Below are 21,292 nucleotides of genomic sequence, written 5' to 3' on the forward strand. Positions count from 1 at the left end.
GAGGCGGCCGGCCTTTTGTCGGGCCTGACCGTTCTTGCAGCCGTCTACGGGGCCGCCCTGCGGGGTTCGAACGTGTGGCGATGGCTGTCAGCCTGACTGGTAGTGGCGGCGGGGAGGGGGCGTCGCTTCGCGAGGTTCGCACTCGGCGCCCGCTTGCGCATGCCGGTTCGGGTCCCGGTCGAAAGCGTCCTTGCACGCCGGGCTGCAGAAGTAGTAGGCGTACCCCCGGTATACCGCCCGAAGCGGGGCACGCGATGGGTCCGTGGTGCGACCGCATACCGGATCGCAGGGCACCGAAAACCGCGGCCCCCTTTCATCCGACCGCTTTGCGGGCGAACCCCTGCCTTACTATGCTGGCCCGCCAAGCGCCCCTCCTAGACAAGAAGGAGACCGGAAAGGAAGGCAACCGCCGCCCCCACGAGGCTTCCCAGGACCGCGACAAGGAACACCGTCCTCCACCACTGGAGGCGCCGGCTTTCCTTGTGCGTGATGAACCGCAACCGGCGGCGCTGCCTGCGCACCCGATACCAGTTAAAGGCGTATCCGGCGCCGGCCACGGCAACCACCGCGATGCCTGCTTCCACGGCCCAGGGCAAGGGGCTCACCTCCGCCCGCAACACCCAACCCCGGGCGGCTGCTCCTGGGCCGGACATTCGACACGTTCCGACCTATTCCTCTGCGATACGTTCGCTGGCACCTTCAGGCGTGCACAACCGCCAGCACGTTTCGGTACCTTCGACGGGCGTTCCCTGGGACTCCAGCAGCCGTGCCACCTCGTAGCCCACGGGGTTGGTTCCCCTTGCCAGGTAATCGGCAAGGTGCGCATGCAGGCATTTCACGTGTTCGGGCCGCGTGATCCCGGAGATGCCGGTCTGCGCGACGATCCAGAAGTCTCGGGGACGCTCGCTTTCGAGCCGTTTCAGCCAATCTTCCGGCACGAGGGCTTTCCGGATACGGGCGGTGGCGCGATGGGCTTCCTCGATCGAAGACCTCAGCTCCTCGTCGGCCGAGGCCAGGTGCTCGAACCGCTCGATCTCGCCCTGCTTCTCCAACCTGTCCATCTCCTGCACGAGAAGAGGGCAGGACAGCCAGCACAGCGTGCTGTTGGGTGAAACGTGGTCGCCTGCCACCTGCAGCGGGGCAAAGATGAGCACCTGGGGGTAGCCGTAGCGGCACCGCCTGACCACCCCCAGCGCGAGCCGGGGCCGGTGTCCCATCTGCCGGCGAATGACGATGGCATCCTGATCGTTGAACGGCTCGGGGCGGATGCCCAGACCCTGAAACACAGCGGGGTCGTCGGGCAGCTTCTCCGGAACCGGACGCTGCTCGGGCCGCCGCAACGCGATGGCGACGTCGCACCTCCGACGGCGCCGGCAGCGCCACGCGCGGACGGGAAGCGACGGGGAGCTTGTTCACGTGGGCGTACCGCGCCGGAAAGCATGAAAAAATGGTGCGCTCGGGGAGACTTGAACTCCCGGCCTTCGGCTCCGCAGGCCGACGCTCTATCCACTGAGCTACGAGCGCGCCACAGCGCCCCTATTGTATGGTTCAACCTCAGATCCGTCAAGGCGCCGGGGGCAAGCGGCGTTACCGCACGCCGGCAACCTCCTGCGCCGCGGCCAGCGCCGCCGCCGTGTCGGCGCGCATGCCGCTTCGCCGCAAAAGCGTCCCCAGCGCGCCCAGCAACTGGTAGACATAGCGCGGCCGGGCCGACTCGCCCATGGTTCCGATGCGCCACACCCGGCCTTTCCAGTTGCCCAGGCCGCCGCCGATCTCGATGCCAAACTCTTCTAACAGGGCCCGCCGCACCGCCGCGTCGTCCGCGCCCTCCGGCACCCAAACCGTGGTCAGGGTGGGCGCCCTCAACTGCGGCTCCTTCACCACGAGCTTCAGTCCCAGCGCCTCCAAACCGGCCCACAGGGCTTCGGCCACTTTTCGGTGGCGGGCGAAGCGCGGGGACAGCCCCTCTTCCCGGATGATGCACAGAGCCTGATGAAGCGCGTAGATCATGTTGATGGGCGCCGTGTGATGGTAGACGCGGTCGCTGCCCCAGTAGCGCGCCACCAGCCTCAGGTCCAGATACCACGAAAACACTTCATGCCGCCGGTGCTCGATTGCCTCGATGGCCTTCGGTGAGGCCGTCACCGGCGCAAGCCCCGGCGGGCAGCCCAGGCACTTCTGGCTTCCCGAGTAGCAGAGGTCAATGCCGACGCGGTCCACCTCCACCGGCACGCCCCCCAGCGACGTCACGGCGTCCGCTACAACCAGTGCGCCGAACCGGTGTGCCGTCTCGACGATGGGGCCAAGGGGCTGCAGCACGCCCGTGGACGTCTCCGCGTGCACCAGCGCCACCACCCGGGGAGGCGTGCCCCGGCGCAGCACCTCTTCCAATTGCTCGGCACCGGCCGCGTGGCCCCAGGGGACCTGGATGGCCTCCACCTCTGCGCCCAGGCGTTTTGCCATCTGCACCATGCGATCGCCGAAATACCCCGCAACCACCACGACCACGCGATCGCCCGGCTGGATCAGGTTGGCGAGCGCGGTCTCCATCCCGGCCGTGCCGGTCCCGGAAACGGGAAGGGTCAGCGGGTTTGAGGTCTGAAACACTTCCCGCAGCATGCCAACGGTTTCGTCCATGAGGGCAAGAAAACGGGGGTCCAGGTGCCCGATCGTCGGGGTCGCCATGGCCCTCAGGGTCGAGGGGTGCACGAGCGACGGGCCCGGGCCCATCAGCACCACTTCCGGAAGCCTTTCGGTCAACTCCACTGTGGGGTCTCCCCTCCCCGTACCGGTATCCGCCTTCCCTGCCCGCCGCCGCGCCCGCTCCGGCGTCCTGTCCACCTCAGCGGGAGCCCGGCCGGCGAAGCAGGAGCAGCATGCCAAGACCGACGAGCAAGAGCGGCCAGAGCAGGTCCCACCGCACCCACCAGAAAAGCCCGAGCCTGGCCAACAGCATCAAGCTTCCGAAGACCACCAGGATCAGCCCCAGGAGATAGCGGCGCCGCCCGGCGCCCGCCCCCGACCGCACCACCTCGGCCACGGTCTGCCCCGCCACCACCGCCGCTCCTTGCATCTCCCGCACGTTTTCCTGGAGCACCCGCCAGCTCTCCTGGCCCACGGAGCGCTCGGAAGGCATCACCATGGCCAGCACCACGTACGCGATGATGCCCACGCCCCCGAAAAACGCGAGGATCACGAAGATGAGCCGTATCAGCACGGGATCCACGTCGAAATAGCGCCCCAGGCCCGCGCAGACACCGAAAATGACCGCTTGCTGGCGCGGCCGGAACAGGGGTGTGGCCGCCATGTGGTCTGTTGTCTCCTCCTGCCGGGGGCATCGCTTGCGCCCCCACCGGGGACCAGTTCGCTTCGGTTTGGCGGCGATCCTGGCGTTGACAGGGAACTCCTGCGGGCCGTAGTCTCTGCCCAGGAGGGGCGGGACGGCATGGCCAAGCAGTACTGGATCGGATCACTGAAGCGGGGCGACACGGTCCTGGACTACTTCGCGGCCCAGGACAAGGTGCTGGCCACCACGGCCGACCGCCGCCGCTACCTTCGCCTCCGGCTCGGTGACCGCACCGGGTGGCTTCCCGCCCTGGCCTGGGACAACGCCGCCAAGCTCTACGAGGCCTTTGAAAACGGCGACATCGTGCGTGTGCTGGGCGAGGTCGAGGAGTTCCGCGGCCGGCTTCAGCTCAAGGTCCACAAGCTCCGGGCCGCCACCCTCGAGGACCACGTCGATCCGGCGGACTTCCTGCCCTCCTCACGCTTCCCGGCCGAACAGATGCTGAAGCGCCTGGACGACCTGATCGCGCAGGTCACCAACGCCTGGCTTCGCCAGCTTCTCCTGAACCTCCTGGGCCCCCAGGGCCGCATGCGCCAGGCCTACTGCACCTCATCGGCCGCCAAGGAGGTCCACCACGCTTACATCGGCGGGCTTCTGGAGCACGTGCTGGAAATGGCCGAGGTGGGGCGGGCCCTTTCGTCGCTGCACCCCGAATACACCGACCCCGACCTGGTGACGGCGGCCATCCTGCTCCACGACATTGGCAAGCTCCAGGAGTTCGAGCAGCAGGGCCACGGCTTCGTCTACACCCGCCCCGGCGAGCTGCTCGGGCACGTCTTCCTGGGCGCCCGCCTGGTCGAGGCCCATGCCCGCGCCATTCCGGGCTTTCCGGACGACCTGCTGGAGGAACTCCTGCACTGCATCCTGAGCCACCACGGCCTGCCCGAGCACGGCGCACCCGTCATGCCCCGCACCATGAACGCCTGGATCGTTTACCTCGCGGACGAGGCCAGCGCGAAGCTCAATCAGGTTCGTCGCCTCTACGACAGGGCGGGCTCGGGTGGCGGCGCCGGCGAGGGGTGGAGCGAGTACGACCCCCGCCTCGGCATCCGCGCCTATACCGGCTTCACCCGCAACGCTCAGGGCGAGCCGGCCTGACCGCGCCCCGGCTCAAGGATCTCGCCCCCGGGCCCCAGCACCTCGGACCGCGGGCCCAGGAGCCTGGCCCACGCCGTGTCGAAGTCGACCCGCTCGATGCGGTAGACCAGCTCCGACCCGCTGATGAACAGGTCGCCCGGCTTCAACTCGATCTCGGTGTACAGCAGGTACTGCCCGGTGCCCAGCTCGCGTACCACCACCGCGTGAAGCGGCAGCCGGGGGGCCGGCACCGCGGGCACCAGGCGCGCCGACGCGCCCCGCACGGCCAAAGTGACGCCCCACGCCGCAAGGCCGAGTACCGCGGCGACGACCAAGGCGGCGGCGAAGCGCAGCAACCGGCGGACGTTGGGGGCGCTCATGGCCCTAGTATGCGCCGGACCTGCGGGCGTTCAGGGCCGCGTGGCAGGCTCGGAGGCCATCACCTGCGAGAGGCGCTCGAGTTCCGCCTCCACCTGGCGCTGGCGGCGGCCCAGGTAAAGGGTGTAGCCCAAGAGCAAGACCCACAGGACCACGTAGGCGACCTGAAAGAAGAGCACGGTGCGATGTTCCCCTTCCTTTCAACCGTACCGCAGGCGCGCCTTGAGGCGCTCCAGGCGCAAGCGGGTGCCGGCGACCGCATACGAGAGCGCACACAGGCTCACGTACAGAAGCGTGAAGGCCGCCACGCTCACCAGGAGCGTCAGGAGCATCTCGGGAGCGATGCGGATCTCCCCTGCTGAAAACACCTGCGGGTGAATGGTGCGCCACCACCGGATGGATTGGAAGACGATGGGCACGTCCACGAACGCCACGATCCCGAAGACGGCAGCCACCCGCGCCCGGCGGTCCTCACCCGGGATGGCGCTTCGCAGCACCAGGTACCCGACGTACAGGAACCAGAGCACGGTGGTGGTGGTCAGCCTCGGGTCCCACGTCCACCAGACGTTCCAGACCGGGCGGCTCCAGAGCGTGCCGGTGGCAAGGGCAATGGTGGTGAACACCACCCCCACCTCGGCCGATGCGCCCGCCAGCAGATCCCAGCGCAGGTCGCGCCGCACCAGATACACCACACTCGCCACCAGCACGACGAAGAAGGCGAGGAACGCGTTCCACGCCGCTGCCACGTGGAAGTAGAAGATGCGGGAGACGATGCCCATGGTGCGCTCGTTCGGCACCCACCACAGCACCAGATAGAGCGCGGCCGCGATGGCGACCGCGGTGGCCGCCAGCAGGTAATCGTGGCGAAAGCCCCGCCGTGCCTGCACCCCGTCCACCTCAGCTTTCCAGGAGATAGCGGAACACCAGCTGCGGCACTGCCAGCATCAACACGTCGTAGACAGCGAGCAGCCGGCCCCACGCGCTCCACTCCGCCAGCGGCGCGCCGGCGATGATGGCCGCGGTCGCCTCCACCGCGCCGATGGCCACCGGAACCGCCACCGGCAGGAGCAGGAGTGGCAGCAAGAGTTCGCTTGTGCGGGCAGTCGACGCCACCGCCGCAAGCAGCGTGCCGACCGAGACGAAGCCCACCGTTCCCAGCGCCAGAACGGCCACCAACCACCCCCACTGCACGAGCGGCGTGCGGAACAGCGCCACCAGCACCGGCACCAGCACCACCTCGATGGCGCCGGTGAAGAGCAGGTTGGCCAGGAACTTGCCCGCGAACACCTCCTCGGGTTGGGCCGGTGACGCAAGGAGCCCGGAGAACGTGTCAGCGGCCCGCTCCACCGCCATCGACCGCCCCAGGCCCAGCGTACCGGCAAAGAAGATGGTGACCCACAGCGTGCCGGGCAGAATGGTGCGAGCATCCATGCGGGTGGGGTCGAAGGCGAAGCTGAACGTGAGCACGGTCAAAAGCGCAAAGACCAGCGTCGTGCCCGCCGTCTCCCGGGTACGCAACTCCGCCCGGAGGTCTTTCCAGAAGACGGCGTAAGTGCGGCTCCAGAAGTTCATGGCCGCCGCTCCAACCTCGGCGCCGCCGCCCGGTCGATGAGTTCCTCGAGCTGGCGTACCACCGAACTCCCGTCCAGGCCGGCCGGGGGCGCGGGCGTCAGGTCGTAGCGGATACGCCCTGCCACCAGCACGCAGAAGCGCTCGCAGATGCCGGCCACCTCGTCAGGCCGGTGGGAGATCACCAGAAGCGTGCGGCCCCGGTCCCTGAACTCCGCCAGCATCTCCCGCAACAGGCGCACACCCGCTCGGTCGAGCCCGGTGAACGGTTCGTCGAGCAGGTAGAGCTCCGGGTCATGCAGCGCCACCCGCGCCAGCGAAAGCCTCTGCACCATGCCCCGAGAGTAGGTGCGAACCGGGTCGCCGGCAAACGCCCACAGGCCGACTCGCTTCAGCAAGGCCGCGATCCGGACGGAGGCATCCCGCACCCCGTAGATGCGGGCCCAGAACCGCAGGTTCTCCTCGCCGCTCAGATTGTCGTAGAGGTAGCTCTGGTGCGCGAGCAGCCCGATGCGGCGGCGCAGCTCCGGCGGGGCATCGAGGACGGGCGTCCCGTCGATGAGGACCTCTCCGCGGTCGGCCCGGGTCAGGCCGGCAAGGACCCGCAAAAGCGTGCTCTTGCCCGCGCCGTTTGGCCCGAAAAGGGCGACCGCCTCGCCGGGGCGCACCTCCAGGCCCACCCCGTTCAGCACCGGCCGCCCGCCGAACTCCTTGACGACGCCCTCGGCGCGGATCACGACGCCGCTCCACCGCCCGGGCGATGCCGCGCAATCTCGCGCAGCAGCTCCACGCGTTGAGCGTGGTAGGCCTCCTCCTCCAGGTAACCCGCCCCGTACTCGGCGTCCAGCGCCAGCACGGCATCCACCAGCTGGTCCGCCGTGCGGGCGGGCGGCTGCCGCTGCCCCTCACGGGCCCGCCGGGCCCGCCCCTGCCAGGCGAGCGTCCCGGCCACACCCAGGGCCGCAGCCAGAACCACCACCCCGATCACGCCCCAGGCTCCGCCTGGAAAGCCCGGCGCCGTCACGGCCCTCCGGGGGGCCAGCAGCACCGATTCGCCGGCTCCCAGGCCCTGCCGGACGAAGCCCCGGTAGCGGTTGCCGCCGAGATCCACGTCCCCTGCGTCCTCGGCCCCCGCCACCGCCAAGGGCACGTCGGGGTGAACCATGACCAAGAGGGTGCCCACCGCAAACGGCCGCGAAATCGACCAGGGGTGAGCAATGGCCGACGCGCCGATTTGATAAGCCACCGCCAGCGTGGCCGAATCGCCTTCGGCCGGCCGCCAGGCGACCAGGCCCTCCAGACCGTCCGGCCCCGCCCGCACGCTGCCTTCCCGGAACCCGCCAAGCACGCGCAGGTTTTGATAGCCGGGCGGCAGCGGCACCCAGAAGGCATCGCCGGCATCCGCTCCCGCCGTGACCGGGCGCACCCTCAACACGTCCAGCACCTCGTAGGCCGAATGCCCGGCGTCCTGCGCCGGCGTGATGACCAGGTGCTCCAGGGAGACCTCGAAGAGGCGAGAGTCGGCCGGGCCGCTGGCCGCATGTGCCGCAGGTGCGAGGAGCCGGGCAAGCATTGCGAAGACAATCACGAATAAGCGCAAAATTCCCCCCACGCCCTTTCCCGCTTCCCCATGGCGGCGCCCGGACCTTGCTGCTCCCCGGTCTACCTGGCGGTGTTGCCAGATCGCCCCAGCTTGGACACCTCGGCTTCGTACCGGGAGGGGCACTGCACCATCAGGGTCGTCGCTTCGAGAGCGCTCCCGTCTGGGCTCACCTTGCCTTCCACGATCACGGCGCGCCCGTCCTCCAGGCCATCCGGCCGCGCTCCCCGGTAGGTCACGGCAAGCGTGCGGCCCGGATCGGACTCATCCCGGATGGTGAACGCCAGGCGCATGTCGCCCATGTCCCACCGGATGGAGGCGCCATCCACGATCCCCTGGGCCCGGACCGCCTTGCCCTGCAGCGCCTGCGCCCTCTCCTGAGCTTCGGGGATCGTGAGGTAGTAGGCCCCGGCCGCCCCCACCGCCAGGGCGATGAGATACGCCAGAGCCCCGGCGATGGCCAGAGCGGCCAAGCCCGTCCACCACGTGCGGCGCACTGTTGGTTGGCCCCTGCCCCCCACGCGCTCGATTTCTTTGGGCCTTTGCCGCCACCATTATAGGATGGGGTGGTGAGAGCCGCAATCGAAGGCTGGTATTCTTCCCCATCCCCTAACTCGGGAGGAGTTGTATGCCGACCCCTAGAACGGGAGGGCTGGTTGCCTCTATAATGTAGGTGGCAGCCCTGTCAGGGCGCCGAGACTGCGTAGGGAGCAGGGTCAGAAAAGACCGCCCGCCTCGCACCTTACAACCGAGCGTTCGCTTAAAACCGCCTGTCTCAAGCGTCGAGGAGTCGCGCGCCGTCCCGTGGGTTTGTGCGACTCTTTTTCACCTTCTCCCGAGTTGTGTGCCCTCACGCTCACCGTGACCAAAAGCGACAACCGAAGAAGAGCGCATCGATGCCGGCAGCCCCGTTCTCTTGGGTCTTGCCGGCCTTTGTGTACCCATAGGCCGGGCTTTGTATTGTAAGGGGGGTTGGAATGGTATGGAAATTCTTAAGAAGCTGGAGGCGTACCGGGAGCAGGAAAGGGCCCTGCACTGGGAAGGCACCTTTGGCGAATACCTCCAGATCGTGAAAAAGCATCCTCGGGCGGCGCAGCACGCGCACGCCCGCATCTACAGCATGATCGTCTCCCATGGCGTGGAGGAACGGGACGGCGTGAAGCGCTACCGCTTCTTCGAGCGGGAGCTGTTCGGGCTCGATCGGGCCCTGCAGCGGCTCGTAGAAGAGTACTTCCATGCGGCGGCGCGCCGCCTGGACGTGCGCAAGCGGATCCTCCTGCTCATGGGCCCGGTCAGCGGCGGCAAGTCCACCATCGTCAACATGCTCAAGCGCGGCCTCGAGGCGTACACCCGCACCGACGAGGGAGCGCTTTACGGGATCAAGGGGTGCCCCATGCACGAGGAGCCGCTCCACCTGATCCCGCCGCCGCTCCGGCCCGATTTTGAACGCGAGTTCGGCGTGCAGATCGAGGGATCGCTGTGCCCGCACTGCCAGTTGATGCTGGAGGAGAAGTACGCCGGCCGGTTCGAGGACGTTCCGGTGCAGCGGATCGTCTTCTCGGAGGAACGGCGGATCGGCATCGGCACCTTTACCCCGTCCGACCCCAAGAGCCAGGACATCTCCGAGCTCACGGGGAGCATCGACTTCTCCACCATCGCGCAGTACGGTTCGGAGTCGGACCCCCGGGCTTACCGGTTCGACGGCGAGTTGAACGTGGCAAACCGCGGGCTGATGGAGTTCCAGGAGATGCTCAAGGTTGACCAGAAGTTCCTCTGGAACCTGTTGAGCCTCTCCCAGGAGGGCAACTTCAAGGCCGGGCGGTTCGCCCTCATCTCCGCCGACGAGGTCATCGTCGCGCACACCAACGAGGAAGAGTACCGAACGTTCATCTCCAACAAGCGCAACGAAGCGCTGCACTCCCGCATCATCGTCATGCCCATCCCGTACAACCTGCGGGTGAGCGACGAGGTGCGCATCTACGAGAAGTTGATCCGGCAAAGCGACGTCATCCGGGACGTCCACGTGGCGCCCCACGCCCTGCGCGTGGCCGCCATGTTCTCCGTGCTCTCCCGGCTCAAGGAATCGAAGAAACAGGGCATGGACCTGGTCAAGAAGATGAAGCTCTACGACGGCGAGGAGGTCGAGGGCTTCAAGCCCAAGGACGTCGAGGAACTGCGCGCCGAGCATCCCAACGAGGGCATGAGCGGCGTGGATCCCCGCTACGTCATCAACCGCATCTCGAGCGCCCTGGTAACCAAGGGGGCTCGGTGCATCGGCCCGCTGGATGTGCTCCGGGCCCTCAAGGACGGCCTTGACTCGCATCCTTCCATCACCGACGAGATGCGGGAGAGGCTGCTGTCGTTCATCGCCATCGCCCGGCGCGAATACGACGAGATCGCCAAGAAAGAGGTCCAGAAGGCGTTCGTCTACTCTTATGAAGAGGCCGCCCGGACGCTGTTCGAAAACTACCTGGACAACGTGGAGGCGTACTGCAACTGGCAGAAGCTCAAGGATCCCATCACGGGCGAAGAGGTGGAGCCCGACGAGAAGCTGATGCGGTCCATCGAGGAGCAGATCGGCGTCTCCGAAAGCGCCAAGAAGGCGTTCCGGGAGGAGATCCTGATCCGCATCTCGGCGTACGCGCGGCGCGGCAAGACGTTCGACTACCGGTCGCACGAGCGGCTGCGGGAGGCCATCGAGAAGAAGCTGTTCGCCGACATGAAGGACGTGGTGCGCATCACCACCAGCACCAAGACGCCGGACCCCGACCAGCTCAAGAAGCTCAACGAAGTCATCCGGCGTCTCATCGACGAGCACGGCTACTGCGAGGTCTGCGCAAGCGAACTCGCACGCTACGCAGGAAGCCTCCTGAACCGCTGAAGCGCCGCCGGTGGCAGGCAGAGAGGAGGCGCACGGCAGGTGAGCGAGACAAGCCAGCCCGGCTTTCTCATCAACCGGGAGGACTGGTCTTTGCACCGCAAAGGGCAGATGGATCAGCTTCGCCACCAGGAGAAGGTGAGGGACGCCATCCGGCGTAACCTGCCGGATCTGGTGGCCGAGGAGAGCATCATCCTCTCCGATGGCAGGAAAGTGGTGAAGGTGCCCATCCGCTCGCTGGAGGAGTACCGCTTCCGCTTCGACCCCGGAAAGCAGCGCCACGTGGGCCAGGGCGACGGAAGCGAGCAGCCGGGCGACGTGATTGCGAAAAGCGGCGCGGACGGTCCCGGGCGCGGTCGGGGCGCTGGCGATCAGCCCGGCGTAGACTACTACGAGGCCGAGATCACCGTCGACGAGCTTGCGGAACTCATTTTCGAGGACCTGGGGCTGCCCAATTTGCAGCAGAAGCGCAGGCCCCAACTCGTCTCGACCGGCTACGAGTTCAACGACGTGCGCCGGCACGGCGCGATGGCCAACCTCGACAAGCGCCGCACGCTCATCGAAGCGTTCCGCCGAAACGCGCTGGACGGCGAGCCCGGCTTCTACCCGATCCGGCCCGAGGACCTGCGCTTCAAGACGTGGGACGAGGCACTGGAAATGCAGGCGGCGGCGGTGGTCATCGCCATGATGGACACCTCGGGGTCGATGGGCACCTTCGAGAAGTACATCGCCCGCAGCTTCTACTTCTGGATGGTGCGGTTCCTGCGCACCCGCTACCGCCACGTGCAGATGGTCTTCATCGCGCACGATACGAAGGCCCGGGAGGTGACGGAGCAGGAATTCTTCACCAAAGGCGAAAGCGGCGGCACCAAGTGCTCGTCGGCGTACGAGCTTGCCATCGCTACCATCGACGAACGCTTCCCGCCCGACCAGTACAACATCTACGCCTTCCACTTCTCGGACGGCGACAACTTCCCGTCGGACAACGCGCGCTGCGTCAAGCTCTTGGGGGAACTCCTCGAACGCTGCAGCGCCGCCGGCTACGGCGAGATCGTCAGCACCCGCTACTACAACGACAGCACCCTCATGTCCGTCTACCAGAAGATCACGGACCCCCGCTTCACGCGGGTGACCATCCGGGACAAGGCGGACGTCTACCCGGCGCTTCGGGCCTTCTTCAGGCGACAGGCGCCGGAAGTTGCCGTGCCCGGGGCTGCCGGGCAGGGGGGTGAGGGCGAGCCGTGACGGACCGGGAGCTCTTGGAACTCGAGAAGTGGACACAGCGCATCATCAAAAAGGCCAGGGCCGAAGGTCTGGACTTTTACGAGATGCGCTTCGAGGTGGCACCCGCCGACGTGATCTACACCGTCGGCGCCTACGGCATGCCCACCCGTTTTTCGCACTGGAGCTTCGGCAAGGCTTTTCACCGCATGAAGACCGAGTACGACTACAACTTGAGCCGCATCTACGAGCTGGTGGTCAACTCGGATCCCTGCTACGCCTTCCTGCTGGACGGAAACACGCTGCTGCAGAACAAGCTGGTCATCGCCCACGTGCTCGCCCACAGCGACTTCTTCAAGCACAACTACCGGTTCGCCGGCACCTCGCACTTCATGATGGAGAACATGGCGGCCCACGCCGAACGCCTGGCCCGGTACGAGTTCCGCTACGGCAAGCAGGCGGTGGAACAGTTGCTGGACGCAGCACTGGCGCTGGCCGAACAGGTGGACCCTCACCCCGTCGGGCCGCCAGCCCTGCCGGAGGACAACGAGGAGGAGCCGGACGGCGCAGGCGACGGGAGGCGTTCCAGGCCGTCAACACCTTACGACGACCTGTGGGCGCTCGACGAGCGGCTCGCCCTGCAACAGCCGGACCCGCCCGCGTCCGCACACAGAAGGCGCGACGCGCCGGGACCGGGCCGGCGGGTGGGCTTCGCGCCTCGAAGCGGCTCAGGTGAAAGCGGCCCGCCGTCCCGGTCGGGCGGCCAGGCAGCACGCCGGCGGGCCCGCCGGTGGCCCGTGCGGCCGGAGAAGGACGTTTTACGCTTCATCATGGAGCATTCGGAGTACCTGGAGACCTGGCAGCGGGACGTTCTCGCCATGGTGAGGGAGGAGGCCCTCTACTTCTGGCCGCAGATCGAGACCAGGATCATGAACGAGGGATGGGCCACGTTCTGGCACGCCAGGCTGATGAGGGACGAGGAGTTGAGCGAGGCCGACGCGCTGGAGTTCGCTCGCATGCACGCGGGGGTGATCCAGCCGCAGCGGCTGCACATGAACCCCTACCTGCTCGGACTCAAGATCTTCGAGAGCATCGAGCGTCGCTGGAACGAACCCGACGAAGAGGACCGGCGGAGGCTGGATCTTCCAGGCGGGCAGGGGCGAGAGAAAATCTTCGAGGTGCGGGAACTGGAAAGCGACGTGGGCTTCGTCCGAAACTACCTCACCCGCGCCATCGTCGAGGAACTCAAGCTCTTCACCTTCGTACGGCGGGGCGAGGAGTGGCAGGTGGAGAGCACCGGGTGGGAGGACGTGCGGGAGGCTCTGGCCTCCAGGCTCGCCAACGGCGGGATTCCGTCCATCGTGGTGGAGGACGGCGACTACCGGGGAAGCGGTGAACTGCTCCTGCGCCACCAGTATGACGGCCAGGAGCTCGACCTGGACCACCTGGAGAAGACGCTTCCGTACGTCTACCAGCTCTGGGGGCGACCCGCCCACCTCCTGACGGTGGTGGAAGGCAAGGAGACCCTGTTCAGCTACGACGGGGAACACCACCGGAGCACGGTCGACTGACCGTCGACGGCGCGCGGTTCAGCCCCCTAAGTCCCTAAACGCAGGAATTTCTTGAAACGCTCTGGAAATTGCTAACCGTGCCGCCCGGGTACTTAGGGGTTGGGGAGGCAGAGACGGAAGTCTCTGCGGGGTCCGGCGCGCGCCCGCTGTCAATCCCCGCCCCGGCCCGCAGGCGAAGCGAGGCCCTGAGAGGCACAGGAGGTGGGGGCCCTGTGAGAACCGGTGCGAAACCCGGGAAGAAGGGGCGCCGAAAGGCGTCGGACGACCCGACCCTTACGCCGCTTCAGCGCTACATCCTGGCTTATCTCGAGGACGTCAACGCATCCTACGCACAGCCCGTGCGGTCGGTAGAACTCGCCAGGCAGTTCAACATCACCGACTCCTACGCCCGGGGGCAGGCCCGGGCTCTGGTGCTGAAGGGGCTGGTGGCCGTTCGGGGCGGACCGAAGGGCGGGTACTACCTGGTTGGCAACCCGACGCCCCAGCACTTACCCCGCGAAGACGAGCGCCCGGGGCGCGCCAACGCCTTGGGCTTACTGTGAGGGCCGCAGTTCGCCGAGTTCGGCTTCCAGCTCCGCGAGCTGCCGGCTCAGGGCCTGGATCTCCTGGCGCGCGGTCTGGACCACGAACTGGAGCCGGCGATGCTCCTCTTCGGACGAGTGTTCGAGCAGCGGCCGGGCCGTCCGGTAGACGTCCAGGGCGAAGTCGATGCGCTGTCGCAACCGCGCGACGGCCTCTTCGAGCAGCGCGCGGCGCCCCTTCACCGCATCGTGGGCGACCGCCCGGTACCATTCCGGCTCCTGGCCCCACGGAAAGTCGGTGCGGACGTATACCGCGTCGTCCCGCAGCGCGGCCAGGTCCACGAACGCGATGGGGTTGAGGATCATCTCCCCGTCGATGTGGCCCCGGAAGGGCACCCTCGGCCACACCCGCGAGTCCAGGGAAAGCTGGACCGCCGTCGAAGCCCCCTCCAGATCACGGACGAACTCCACCCTGTCAAGGCAGCCGGCGAGAAAGCCGAACAAAACCAGCAGGGCTCCGTCCGGCCTCATGATCATCGCGATTCGGCGCAGGGCGTCGAGCTTCTTCTGGCGTTCCACGCTCGTGCCTCCACAAGCTGTCCTTGTGGCATCATTGTAGCAAGCGCCCGGCCATGAAGGGAAACTTGTCCCTATTCCTGCGACGCCCGGGGCGCTAAGCTGGGTGTGGTATCCGGGCAGCCGGCAGCACTGCGACCTGCCCGCGCCGGCGGAGCGGGCGCCGCCGGCACCGCAAACGCCACTTACGGCGCCACGGGGGAGGAGATGCGTGGTGAAGGGGTTCCGCATCGAGAAGGACTCGATGGGTGAGATGCAGGTACCCGAGGACGCTTACTACGGCGCCTCGACTCAGCGCGCGGTGCTCAACTTCCCCATCAGCAAGCTGCGCTTCGGGCGCGGCTTCATCCGGGCCCTGGGCCTCATCAAGCAGGCGGCCGCGGAAACCAACGAGCAGTTGGGCCTCCTCGAGCCGCGCATCGCCCGGGCCATCACCCAGGCCGCCCATGAAGTGGCCGAGGGTAAGTTTGACGACCAGTTCGTGGTGGACATCTTTCAAACCGGCTCCGGCACATCGACCAACATGAACGCCAACGAGGTGATCGCCACCCGGGCGGCCGAGATCCTCGGCGCCCCCAGGGGATCCCGGGCGGTCCACCCCAACGACCACGTCAACATGTGCCAGTCGAGCAACGACGTGATCCCCGCGGCCATTCACGTGGCTGCCGTGGAGGCCATCACGAAGGAGCTGCTGCCCGCCCTGCGGCGGCTGGAGGCGGGTTTGAGCGCGAAGGCCGAGGAGTTCTGGCCCATCATCAAGATCGGCCGCACCCACCTGCAGGATGCCACGCCGATCCGGCTGGGGCAGGAGTTCAGCGGCTATGCCAGCCAGGTCACCCATAGCATTCGGCGCATCGAGCAGGCGCTCGAGGACCTCTACGAACTTCCGCTGGGTGGAACGGCAGTCGGAACGGGCATCAACGCGCACCCCGAGTTTGCAGCGAAGGCCATCGAACGCCTGTCGCTGCTGACCGGGCAGCCGTTCCGGGAGGCCGACAACCACTTTGAGGCTCAGGCCGCCAAGGACGCCGTGGTGCAGGCCAGCGGCGCGCTGCGAACGGCGGCCGTGGCCCTGATGAAGATCGCCAACGACGTCCGGTGGCTGGGCTCGGGGCCGCGCTGCGGCATCGGCGAGGTGTTGATCCCGGCGACGCAGCCGGGCTCGTCCATCATGCCCGGCAAGGTGAACCCGGTCATCGCCGAGTCGCTCATGATGATCTGCGCTCAGGTGATGGGCAACGACACCACCGTCATGATCTGCGGCCAGCACGGCAACTTCGAACTCAACGTCATGATGCCGGTCATGGCCCACCGTCTGCTTGAGTCCATCGAGCTTCTCGCAAGCGGCGCCAGCAACTTCCAGGATAAGCTGGTGGCCGGCCTGCGCGCCGACAGGGAACGGTGCGAGAGCCTGGTCGAGCAGAGCCTGGCCATGGTGACGGTGCTTGCGCCCCGAATCGGGTACGACCGGGCGGCGGCGCTCGCCAAGCAGGCTCACGAATCCCGGCGCACGATCCGCGAGATCGCCCTGGAGCAGAAGATCCTGCCGCCCGACGAGCTGAACGCGCTGCTCGATCCGGAAAGCCAGACCCGGCCCGGCCTGGGCGGCGCCAGCGCGGGCGGCTGAACGCTCTCGCCGGCGCCACCCGCACGCCGGCGCCGCACGACGGACCAAAGCCCATGGCGAACGAAGGCCCCGGGTGGCTGCAGCACCCCGGGGCCTTTCCCTTCCCTCGCCGCGCGGCCTTCTCCGGCGCCGTTCACCGCGCCGACGCTGCGGCCGCTGCAGGCTCTGCAGGAATGTCGATCTGCGCCCGCTGCAGCTTGCCGCTGAAGTCCACGTAGACGCTCTTCCACTCGGTGTAGAAGTCGATGGCCGCCTGGCCGGCCTCCCGGTGGCCATTGCCCGTCTGCCGCATCCCCCCGAAGGGCAGGTGCACCTCCGAGCCGATGGTGCCGTGGTTGACGTAGACGAGCCCCGTCATCAGGTCCCGGATGGCCGTGAAGGCGGTGTTGACGTTGCGGGTGTAGATGGAGCTGGAAAGCCCGTAGCTGACCCGGTTGTTGATGGCAATGGCCTCCTCCAGACCTCTTGCCTCGATGACCGACGTCACCGGGCCGAAGATCTCCTCCTGCGCCACCCGCATCTCGGGCTTTACGTCCACAAAGATGGTCGGCTTGTAGAAGAACCCCTTCGCCAGCTCCCCCTCCGTGGCGATCTCGCCGCCCACCGCCACGCTGGCGCCTTCCTGCCGGGCAATCTCAGTGTAGCTGTGGATCTTGTGGAGCGAGTCGCGGTTGATGACGGGCCCGACGTCCGTCTCCGGGAGCAGGCCGTCGCCCAGCCGCATCCGGCGAACCCGATCCATCAGCCTGGAGAGCAGCTGGTCCTTGATGGCGCGGTGCGCGATCACGCGGCTTGCCGCCGTGCAGCGCTGCCCCGACGTACCGAACGCGCTCCAGACGATGCCCTCCACGGCCAGGTCCAGGTCTGCGTCGTCCATGACGATGATGGCGTTCTTGCCGCCCAGCTCCAGGTGAACCCGCTTGAGCCGCGGTGCCGCCACGGTGTTGACGCGCACGCCTGCGGGGTTTGAACCCGTGAAGGTGATGACCGGCACGTCCGGATGTTCCAGGATGGCCTCGCCCACAGTGCTGCCCGGCCCGTAGACCAGGTTGACCACGCCGGGCGGCACACCCGCCTCCTCCAGAATCTTGACCAGCGTGTAGGCCAGGATGGGCGTATCGCTGGCCGGCTTCAACACCACGGTGTTGCCGCAGATGAGGGCCGGCATGATCTTCCAGCTCGGGATGGCGATGGGGAAGTTCCAGGGCGTGATGACCCCCACCACCCCGATGGCCTCCCGCACAGCCATGGCGAACTTGTTCGGCATCTCGGCGGGCACCGTCTCCCCGAACAGCCGCCGCCCCTCGCCCGCCATGTAGTAGGTCATGTCGATGGCTTCCTGGACGTCCCCCCGGGCCTCCACGAGCACCTTGCCCATCTCCCGGGTCATGAGGCGGGCAAGCTCCTCCTTGCGAGCCTTGAGGATCTCGGCCGCGCGGAACAGGATCTCACCCCGCCGGGGCGCCGGCGTCTTGCGCCAGGGCTCGAACGCCTCTTTCGCTGCCTGGATGGCGGCCTCAGCGTCCTCGCGCCCCCCCTTGGCCACCTCCCCGAGGATCTCGCCGTTGGCGGGGTTGAGGCTGGTAAACCGCTCGCCGCTCTTGCTCGCAACCCACCGGCCTCCGATGTACATGGGGTAGAAGTCCATGGCCTAAGACACCGCCTCCTCTTCAGGCGCCGCCAGGCAAGACGAGGGCGGCGGCCCGCGGTAGAATACGCTTTCAAGCCTCCGCCCACCTGCGCCCTCGACGTTCGTGAACGAAACTCGTCACCGGGCGCGCCAGGGCGACGAACCACCCTCCCGCCCTCTTCAGGCCGTGTAGACCACGTGGCCGTCGACGACGGTCGCCAGCACGCGGGCCTGGCTCAACAGCGCCGCCGCCTGTTCCCGGTAGCCCTCGCCGAGGGCAGCCGTGTGCCCGCCGGCGCCCCGATCCGCGCTCAGGATGTCGGGCTTCAGCAGCACCACATCGCCCGCCAGGCCGGGCTTCAGAAGCCCCCTCTGGCCGCCCTCGCCCACCGCGAGGGCCGCCCCCAGCGTGTACGCTCTGACGGCCTCCAGCATGGCCAGCGCTTGCTCGGGGTGCCACGGGCTGGCGGTGCCATCGCGTCCTCCCGGCGAACTCCGCACCACCGCAGCGTAGATGCCCTCCAGCGGGTCGACGCTTTCCACCGGGGCGTCGCTGCCGAACGCCAGCACCGCCCCCGCCTCCAGGATCCAACGGAACGCGTAGGCGCAGGCGGTGCGCCCCTTCCAGTAGCGCTCGGCAGCGGGCCGGTCGCCCGGCGCGTGGATGGGTTGCATGGACGCAACGACGCCGAGAGCTGCCAGGCGCTGCACGTCCTCCCGGGCAACGAGCTGAACGTGCTCGATCCGTGAAGGGAAGGGAAGCGGTGCCATCCCCCGTCTCCTTGCGGCCTGCACCCCGTCCAGCACCGCCCTGCACGCCCGGTCCCCGATGGCATGCACGGCGACCGCGAATCCGGCCTCTGCTGCCCGCAGGGCCAGGTCCTCTACCGCCGGGCCGTCCATCAACAGCTCACCCGCGTAGGCCGGGTCGGGCAGGCCCGAGTACGGAGAGAGCAGTGCCGCCGTCAGGGATCCCAGCGACCCGTCGGCGAAGGCCTTGACGGGCCCCAGCTTCAGGTATTCGTCCCCGAACCCCTGGCGGATTCCCGCGGACCGCAGCGTGTCCAGCATCGAGGCCGGCGGCAGGAGCCGCACCTTCACCCTCAGCCGGCCCTGCTCGCGCAGCACGCCCAGCGCGCCCAGCACGTCGGGCCCCTCCGGGCTGTGGACTCCGACCAGCCCGCGCCGGAAGAGTTCGACCTGGGCCGACTCGATACGACCGGCGAGGTCACGCAGGCTCGGCTGCGGAACCGACTGCATGACGAGCTCGATGGCCTTCTCCCGGAAGACGCCGGTGAGCTCACCCGTGCGGGGATCCCGCCCCACGACGGATCCGGGCGGCCAGCTTTCGAACCCCGTACCCACGCCGGCCGCCACCATGGCGGCGCGGTTCATCAGCACAGTGTGCATGTCGTGCGACCACAGCAGCACCGGCCGATGGGCAAGGGCGTCAAGGAAGCGCCCGTCCACTCCCGGGCCTTCTGCCAGGGCGTTGAGGGCCAGACCCTGCCCCTCGAGCCACTCCCCCGCAGGCAACGCTTCTGCGTGCGGGCTCAAGGTCTCGATCACTTCGTCCAGGGAGCGGCAGCCGCCCAGGTCCACCCGCCGGCGCGCCAGGGCCCAGCTTCCCAGGTGAATATGGCTGTCCCAGAGGCCGGGAAGCGCCACGGCGCCCTGGCCGTCGAGACGCGGGGTATCGGCGCCGGCCGCGGCAGCCACGGCCTCCAGGGGGCCAACGGCGCGGATGAGGCCGCCCGAGATCCAGACCGCACCGTCCGGGATCGGTTCCCCCGCCGAAGCGCCGGCCGCCCCGGGCTCTGCCGCCCCCCGGGGGAGTCCTGCCAGGCCAGGATAGATGACCACACCCTCAATGAGAAGGCCAGCTCCAGCCGGCCGCTCGCCATCTTGCATGAGACGTCTCACCCGGGGAACATGTTAAGGCACACGCTATCGATTCGGGAGGTCCGGCTTCATGCAGCTCCCTTTGGGGCGCCGAACCGTCATCGGTTCTTTTGAGCAGGCCCAGGACGCAAGCCGCGCCGCTGAAGCCCTGCGGAGGGCGGGGTTCGAAGGCGTCCAGGTGGACCGCGTCTCGCAGTATCCGGGCGACGTCCCGGACCACCCGTTCCAGCCGCTTTCCGGGCGTGTCGAATCCCTTGCTACCCTCACCATGGGGGTCAGGTCTTTGGACCCCGACACCGGAGCAGCCCTCGCCGCCCACCCGTCGGCGAGCGGCCTCGCTGCCGGCCCTTCGGCCCGGCTCACGGCTTACATCGTGACGGCCGTCGTCCCGGAGGCCCGCGCCGGCGAGGCAGTGCGGATCATGAAGCGCCACGGGGCCGTCGTCTGAGAGCAGAGGGGAGCGGCACGCCGCGCGGCCTGTGCCGCTCCCCCGCCCGTAAAATCGATGGCCGACACGCCCGTAGGAAGGTTACTTCTTCTTCTTGGCGTCCTTCTTCTCGGGCTCCTTCTTCTTCACCGCCACGCTCACCGCCCTCCCGCCCCTTAGTGGGCGTGGCCCCGGTATTGACCCCCGGAGCGCCGCCGCGAGGCGCCCGCTTCGTCAACCCTGCACCCTGCCGTATACCCTTCCCTCTTGCCCTTCCAGATACGCCTGGCCTTTCCATTTTCCTGCCGGCACCTGGAAAACCCTCTTCTGCCGGCAGTGAGCTTCTCTGTCAGGCGCGAGCGGAATGGAGCACGGCGTCGATGCGCCGTGTGAGCGCGGACTTGGGCTGAAGCCCCACGATGAACTCCACCGGCTCCCCGTCGCGAAAGATCATCAGCGTCGGGATGCTCATCACCCCGTAGCGGCTGGCCAGGTCGGGGTTTTCGTCCACGTTGAGCTTGCCGACCTTCAGCCGCCCGGCGTACTCACCCGCGATGGCCTCCACGATGGGGGCGATGCGCAGGCACGGGCCGCACCATTCGGCCCAGAAGTCAACCAGCACGGGCTGGGTGCTCTTCAGCACCTCCTGGTCCCAGTTGGCTTCGTTCAACACGTGCAGGTGTTCGCTTGCCACGGACCGGTCCTCCCTGTTCCCGAACCAGATTGGCGTCGCTTGGCACCCCGCCGTACACCAGCCGGCCTATTCTAAAACGTCTCCCCCCGCCGGTGTCAAACGGCAGAGCTCAAGGCGCCGGCGAATAGGCGGGCGCCATTTCGGCCACTTTATGGAAAGGGGTGACGGGTGGAGAGGGCCCCTGTGGCAGCGCTGCGCCGCATCGGGCGATGGCTTCGCCCCCTCACCGTCCTGGTGGGGATCTTCGTCTTGTGGCTGTTCTTGAGGGCGTGGTG

Annotated in this window: 23 protein-coding genes and 1 tRNA gene; 7 read left to right on the forward strand and 17 right to left on the reverse strand. The window is 67.8% G+C overall.

Annotated features, from left to right (window positions below):
* Positions 1–87: 87 nt before the first annotated feature.
* The 6 genes from AB1609_01855 to AB1609_01880 all read right to left on the reverse strand — a co-directional run bounded on the left by AB1609_01855 (position 88) and on the right by AB1609_01880 (position 3,307).
* Positions 88–294: a YHS domain-containing protein gene (locus AB1609_01855; protein ID MEW6045215.1), complete on the reverse strand. Its 207-nt coding sequence runs from the start codon at positions 292–294 to the stop codon at positions 88–90.
* Positions 295–374: 80 nt separating this feature from the next.
* Positions 375–596, reverse strand: coding sequence for a hypothetical protein (locus tag AB1609_01860; GenBank protein MEW6045216.1), 222 nt, complete (start codon positions 594–596; stop codon positions 375–377).
* Positions 597–668: 72 nt separating this feature from the next.
* Positions 669–1,340, reverse strand: coding sequence for a DUF501 domain-containing protein (locus AB1609_01865; protein ID MEW6045217.1), 672 nt, complete (start codon positions 1,338–1,340; stop codon positions 669–671).
* Between the two features lie 108 nt (positions 1,341–1,448).
* Positions 1,449–1,524, reverse strand: a tRNA-Arg gene (locus AB1609_01870).
* Positions 1,525–1,587: 63 nt separating this feature from the next.
* On the reverse strand, positions 1,588–2,766 hold the full coding sequence (locus tag AB1609_01875; GenBank protein MEW6045218.1) for an alanine--glyoxylate aminotransferase family protein: 1,179 nt from the start codon (positions 2,764–2,766) through the stop codon (positions 1,588–1,590).
* Positions 2,767–2,842: 76 nt separating this feature from the next.
* On the reverse strand, positions 2,843–3,307 hold the full coding sequence (locus tag AB1609_01880; protein MEW6045219.1) for a PspC domain-containing protein: 465 nt from the start codon (positions 3,305–3,307) through the stop codon (positions 2,843–2,845).
* 138 nt (positions 3,308–3,445) lie between these two features.
* On the opposite strand from AB1609_01880, the gene AB1609_01885 reads away from it, so the two are divergent.
* The gene (locus AB1609_01885; GenBank protein ID MEW6045220.1) at positions 3,446–4,444 is read left to right on the forward strand and encodes an HD domain-containing protein; all 999 of its coding nucleotides are present in this window, start codon (positions 3,446–3,448) and stop codon (positions 4,442–4,444) included.
* Here the strand turns inward: AB1609_01885 and AB1609_01890 are convergent.
* From AB1609_01890 to AB1609_01920, 7 genes are all read right to left on the reverse strand, one after another.
* Positions 4,426–4,803, reverse strand: coding sequence for a hypothetical protein (locus AB1609_01890; GenBank protein MEW6045221.1), 378 nt, complete (start codon positions 4,801–4,803; stop codon positions 4,426–4,428). The genes AB1609_01885 and AB1609_01890 overlap by 19 nt on opposite strands.
* A 30-nt stretch (positions 4,804–4,833) precedes the next feature.
* Entirely contained in the window at positions 4,834–4,980 is a 147-nt protein-coding gene (locus tag AB1609_01895) for a CcmD family protein (protein ID MEW6045222.1), read from the reverse strand.
* Positions 4,981–5,001: 21 nt separating this feature from the next.
* Positions 5,002–5,697, reverse strand: a complete 696-nt coding sequence (ccsA, locus tag AB1609_01900) for a cytochrome c biogenesis protein CcsA (protein MEW6045223.1) — start codon at positions 5,695–5,697, stop codon at positions 5,002–5,004.
* 1 nt (position 5,698) lies between these two features.
* Complete coding sequence (locus tag AB1609_01905) at positions 5,699–6,373, reverse strand: heme exporter protein CcmB (GenBank protein MEW6045224.1); 675 nt, start codon at positions 6,371–6,373, stop codon at positions 5,699–5,701.
* Complete coding sequence (gene ccmA, locus AB1609_01910) at positions 6,370–7,107, reverse strand: heme ABC exporter ATP-binding protein CcmA (protein ID MEW6045225.1); 738 nt, start codon at positions 7,105–7,107, stop codon at positions 6,370–6,372. Before ccmA ends, AB1609_01905 begins: the two co-directional genes overlap by 4 nt.
* Positions 7,104–7,958 (reverse strand): hypothetical protein, encoded by an 855-nt coding sequence (locus tag AB1609_01915; protein ID MEW6045226.1) that lies wholly within the window; start codon positions 7,956–7,958, stop codon positions 7,104–7,106. Before AB1609_01915 ends, ccmA begins: the two co-directional genes overlap by 4 nt.
* A gap of 74 nt (positions 7,959–8,032) precedes the next feature.
* On the reverse strand, positions 8,033–8,467 hold the full coding sequence (locus AB1609_01920) for a cytochrome c maturation protein CcmE (GenBank protein ID MEW6045227.1): 435 nt from the start codon (positions 8,465–8,467) through the stop codon (positions 8,033–8,035).
* 485 nt (positions 8,468–8,952) lie between these two features.
* Here AB1609_01920 and AB1609_01925 point away from each other — a divergent pair, with 485 nt between their 5' ends.
* The 4 genes from AB1609_01925 to AB1609_01940 all read left to right on the forward strand — a co-directional run bounded on the left by AB1609_01925 (position 8,953) and on the right by AB1609_01940 (position 14,182).
* Positions 8,953–10,851: a PrkA family serine protein kinase gene (locus tag AB1609_01925; protein ID MEW6045228.1), complete on the forward strand. Its 1,899-nt coding sequence runs from the start codon at positions 8,953–8,955 to the stop codon at positions 10,849–10,851.
* A 39-nt stretch (positions 10,852–10,890) separates the two neighbouring features.
* On the forward strand, positions 10,891–12,093 hold the full coding sequence (gene yhbH / locus AB1609_01930) for a sporulation protein YhbH (GenBank protein MEW6045229.1): 1,203 nt from the start codon (positions 10,891–10,893) through the stop codon (positions 12,091–12,093).
* A complete protein-coding gene (locus AB1609_01935; GenBank protein MEW6045230.1) occupies positions 12,090–13,640 on the forward strand; it encodes a SpoVR family protein in 1,551 nt (516 codons plus the stop codon). Before yhbH ends, AB1609_01935 begins: the two co-directional genes overlap by 4 nt.
* A gap of 212 nt (positions 13,641–13,852) precedes the next feature.
* Entirely contained in the window at positions 13,853–14,182 is a 330-nt protein-coding gene (locus AB1609_01940) for an Rrf2 family transcriptional regulator (protein MEW6045231.1), read from the forward strand.
* Here AB1609_01940 and AB1609_01945 read toward each other — a convergent pair.
* Positions 14,174–14,740 carry a hypothetical protein gene (locus AB1609_01945; GenBank protein ID MEW6045232.1) on the reverse strand — a complete coding sequence of 189 codons (567 nt, stop codon included), beginning with the start codon at positions 14,738–14,740 and terminating at the stop codon, positions 14,174–14,176. The two genes, AB1609_01940 and AB1609_01945, sit on opposite strands and share 9 nt — an antisense overlap.
* Positions 14,741–14,948: 208 nt before the next feature.
* Here AB1609_01945 and AB1609_01950 point away from each other — a divergent pair, with 208 nt between their 5' ends.
* Positions 14,949–16,364 carry a class II fumarate hydratase gene (locus AB1609_01950; protein MEW6045233.1) on the forward strand — a complete coding sequence of 472 codons (1,416 nt, stop codon included), beginning with the start codon at positions 14,949–14,951 and terminating at the stop codon, positions 16,362–16,364.
* Between the two features lie 133 nt (positions 16,365–16,497).
* Here the strand turns inward: AB1609_01950 and AB1609_01955 are convergent, their stop codons facing one another.
* Both AB1609_01955 and AB1609_01960 read right to left on the reverse strand, forming a co-directional pair.
* Positions 16,498–18,012 (reverse strand): aldehyde dehydrogenase family protein, encoded by a 1,515-nt coding sequence (locus AB1609_01955; protein ID MEW6045234.1) that lies wholly within the window; start codon positions 18,010–18,012, stop codon positions 16,498–16,500.
* A gap of 162 nt (positions 18,013–18,174) precedes the next feature.
* Positions 18,175–19,917 (reverse strand): amidohydrolase, encoded by a 1,743-nt coding sequence (locus AB1609_01960; protein MEW6045235.1) that lies wholly within the window; start codon positions 19,915–19,917, stop codon positions 18,175–18,177.
* A 49-nt stretch (positions 19,918–19,966) separates the two neighbouring features.
* On the opposite strand from AB1609_01960, the gene AB1609_01965 reads away from it, so the two are divergent.
* Positions 19,967–20,344, forward strand: a complete 378-nt coding sequence (locus tag AB1609_01965; protein MEW6045236.1) for a hypothetical protein — start codon at positions 19,967–19,969, stop codon at positions 20,342–20,344.
* Between the two features lie 328 nt (positions 20,345–20,672).
* On the opposite strand, the gene trxA is transcribed toward AB1609_01965, so the two are convergent.
* Positions 20,673–21,017: a thioredoxin gene (gene trxA, locus AB1609_01970; GenBank protein ID MEW6045237.1), complete on the reverse strand. Its 345-nt coding sequence runs from the start codon at positions 21,015–21,017 to the stop codon at positions 20,673–20,675.
* Between the last annotated feature and the right edge of the window lie 275 nt (positions 21,018–21,292).

Source organism: Bacillota bacterium, assembly GCA_040754675.1.
GTDB lineage: Bacteria > Bacillota > Limnochordia > Limnochordales > Geochordaceae > Geochorda.

What these genes read in the sequence shown, in the direction of transcription:
- AB1609_01925 (MEW6045228.1), top strand. Translation starts at nt 8,953, where the DNA reads ATGGAAATTCTTAAGAAGCTGGAGGCGTACCGGGAGCAGGAAAGGGCC.
- AB1609_01955 (MEW6045234.1), bottom strand. Translation starts at nt 18,012, where the DNA reads ATGGACTTCTACCCCATGTACATCGGAGGCCGGTGGGTTGCGAGCAAG.
- AB1609_01885 (MEW6045220.1), top strand. Translation starts at nt 3,446, where the DNA reads ATGGCCAAGCAGTACTGGATCGGATCACTGAAGCGGGGCGACACGGTC.
- AB1609_01880 (MEW6045219.1), bottom strand. Translation starts at nt 3,307, where the DNA reads ATGGCGGCCACACCCCTGTTCCGGCCGCGCCAGCAAGCGGTCATTTTC.
- AB1609_01905 (MEW6045224.1), bottom strand. Translation starts at nt 6,373, where the DNA reads ATGAACTTCTGGAGCCGCACTTACGCCGTCTTCTGGAAAGACCTCCGG.
- AB1609_01890 (MEW6045221.1), bottom strand. Translation starts at nt 4,803, where the DNA reads ATGAGCGCCCCCAACGTCCGCCGGTTGCTGCGCTTCGCCGCCGCCTTG.
- AB1609_01965 (MEW6045236.1), top strand. Translation starts at nt 19,967, where the DNA reads ATGCAGCTCCCTTTGGGGCGCCGAACCGTCATCGGTTCTTTTGAGCAG.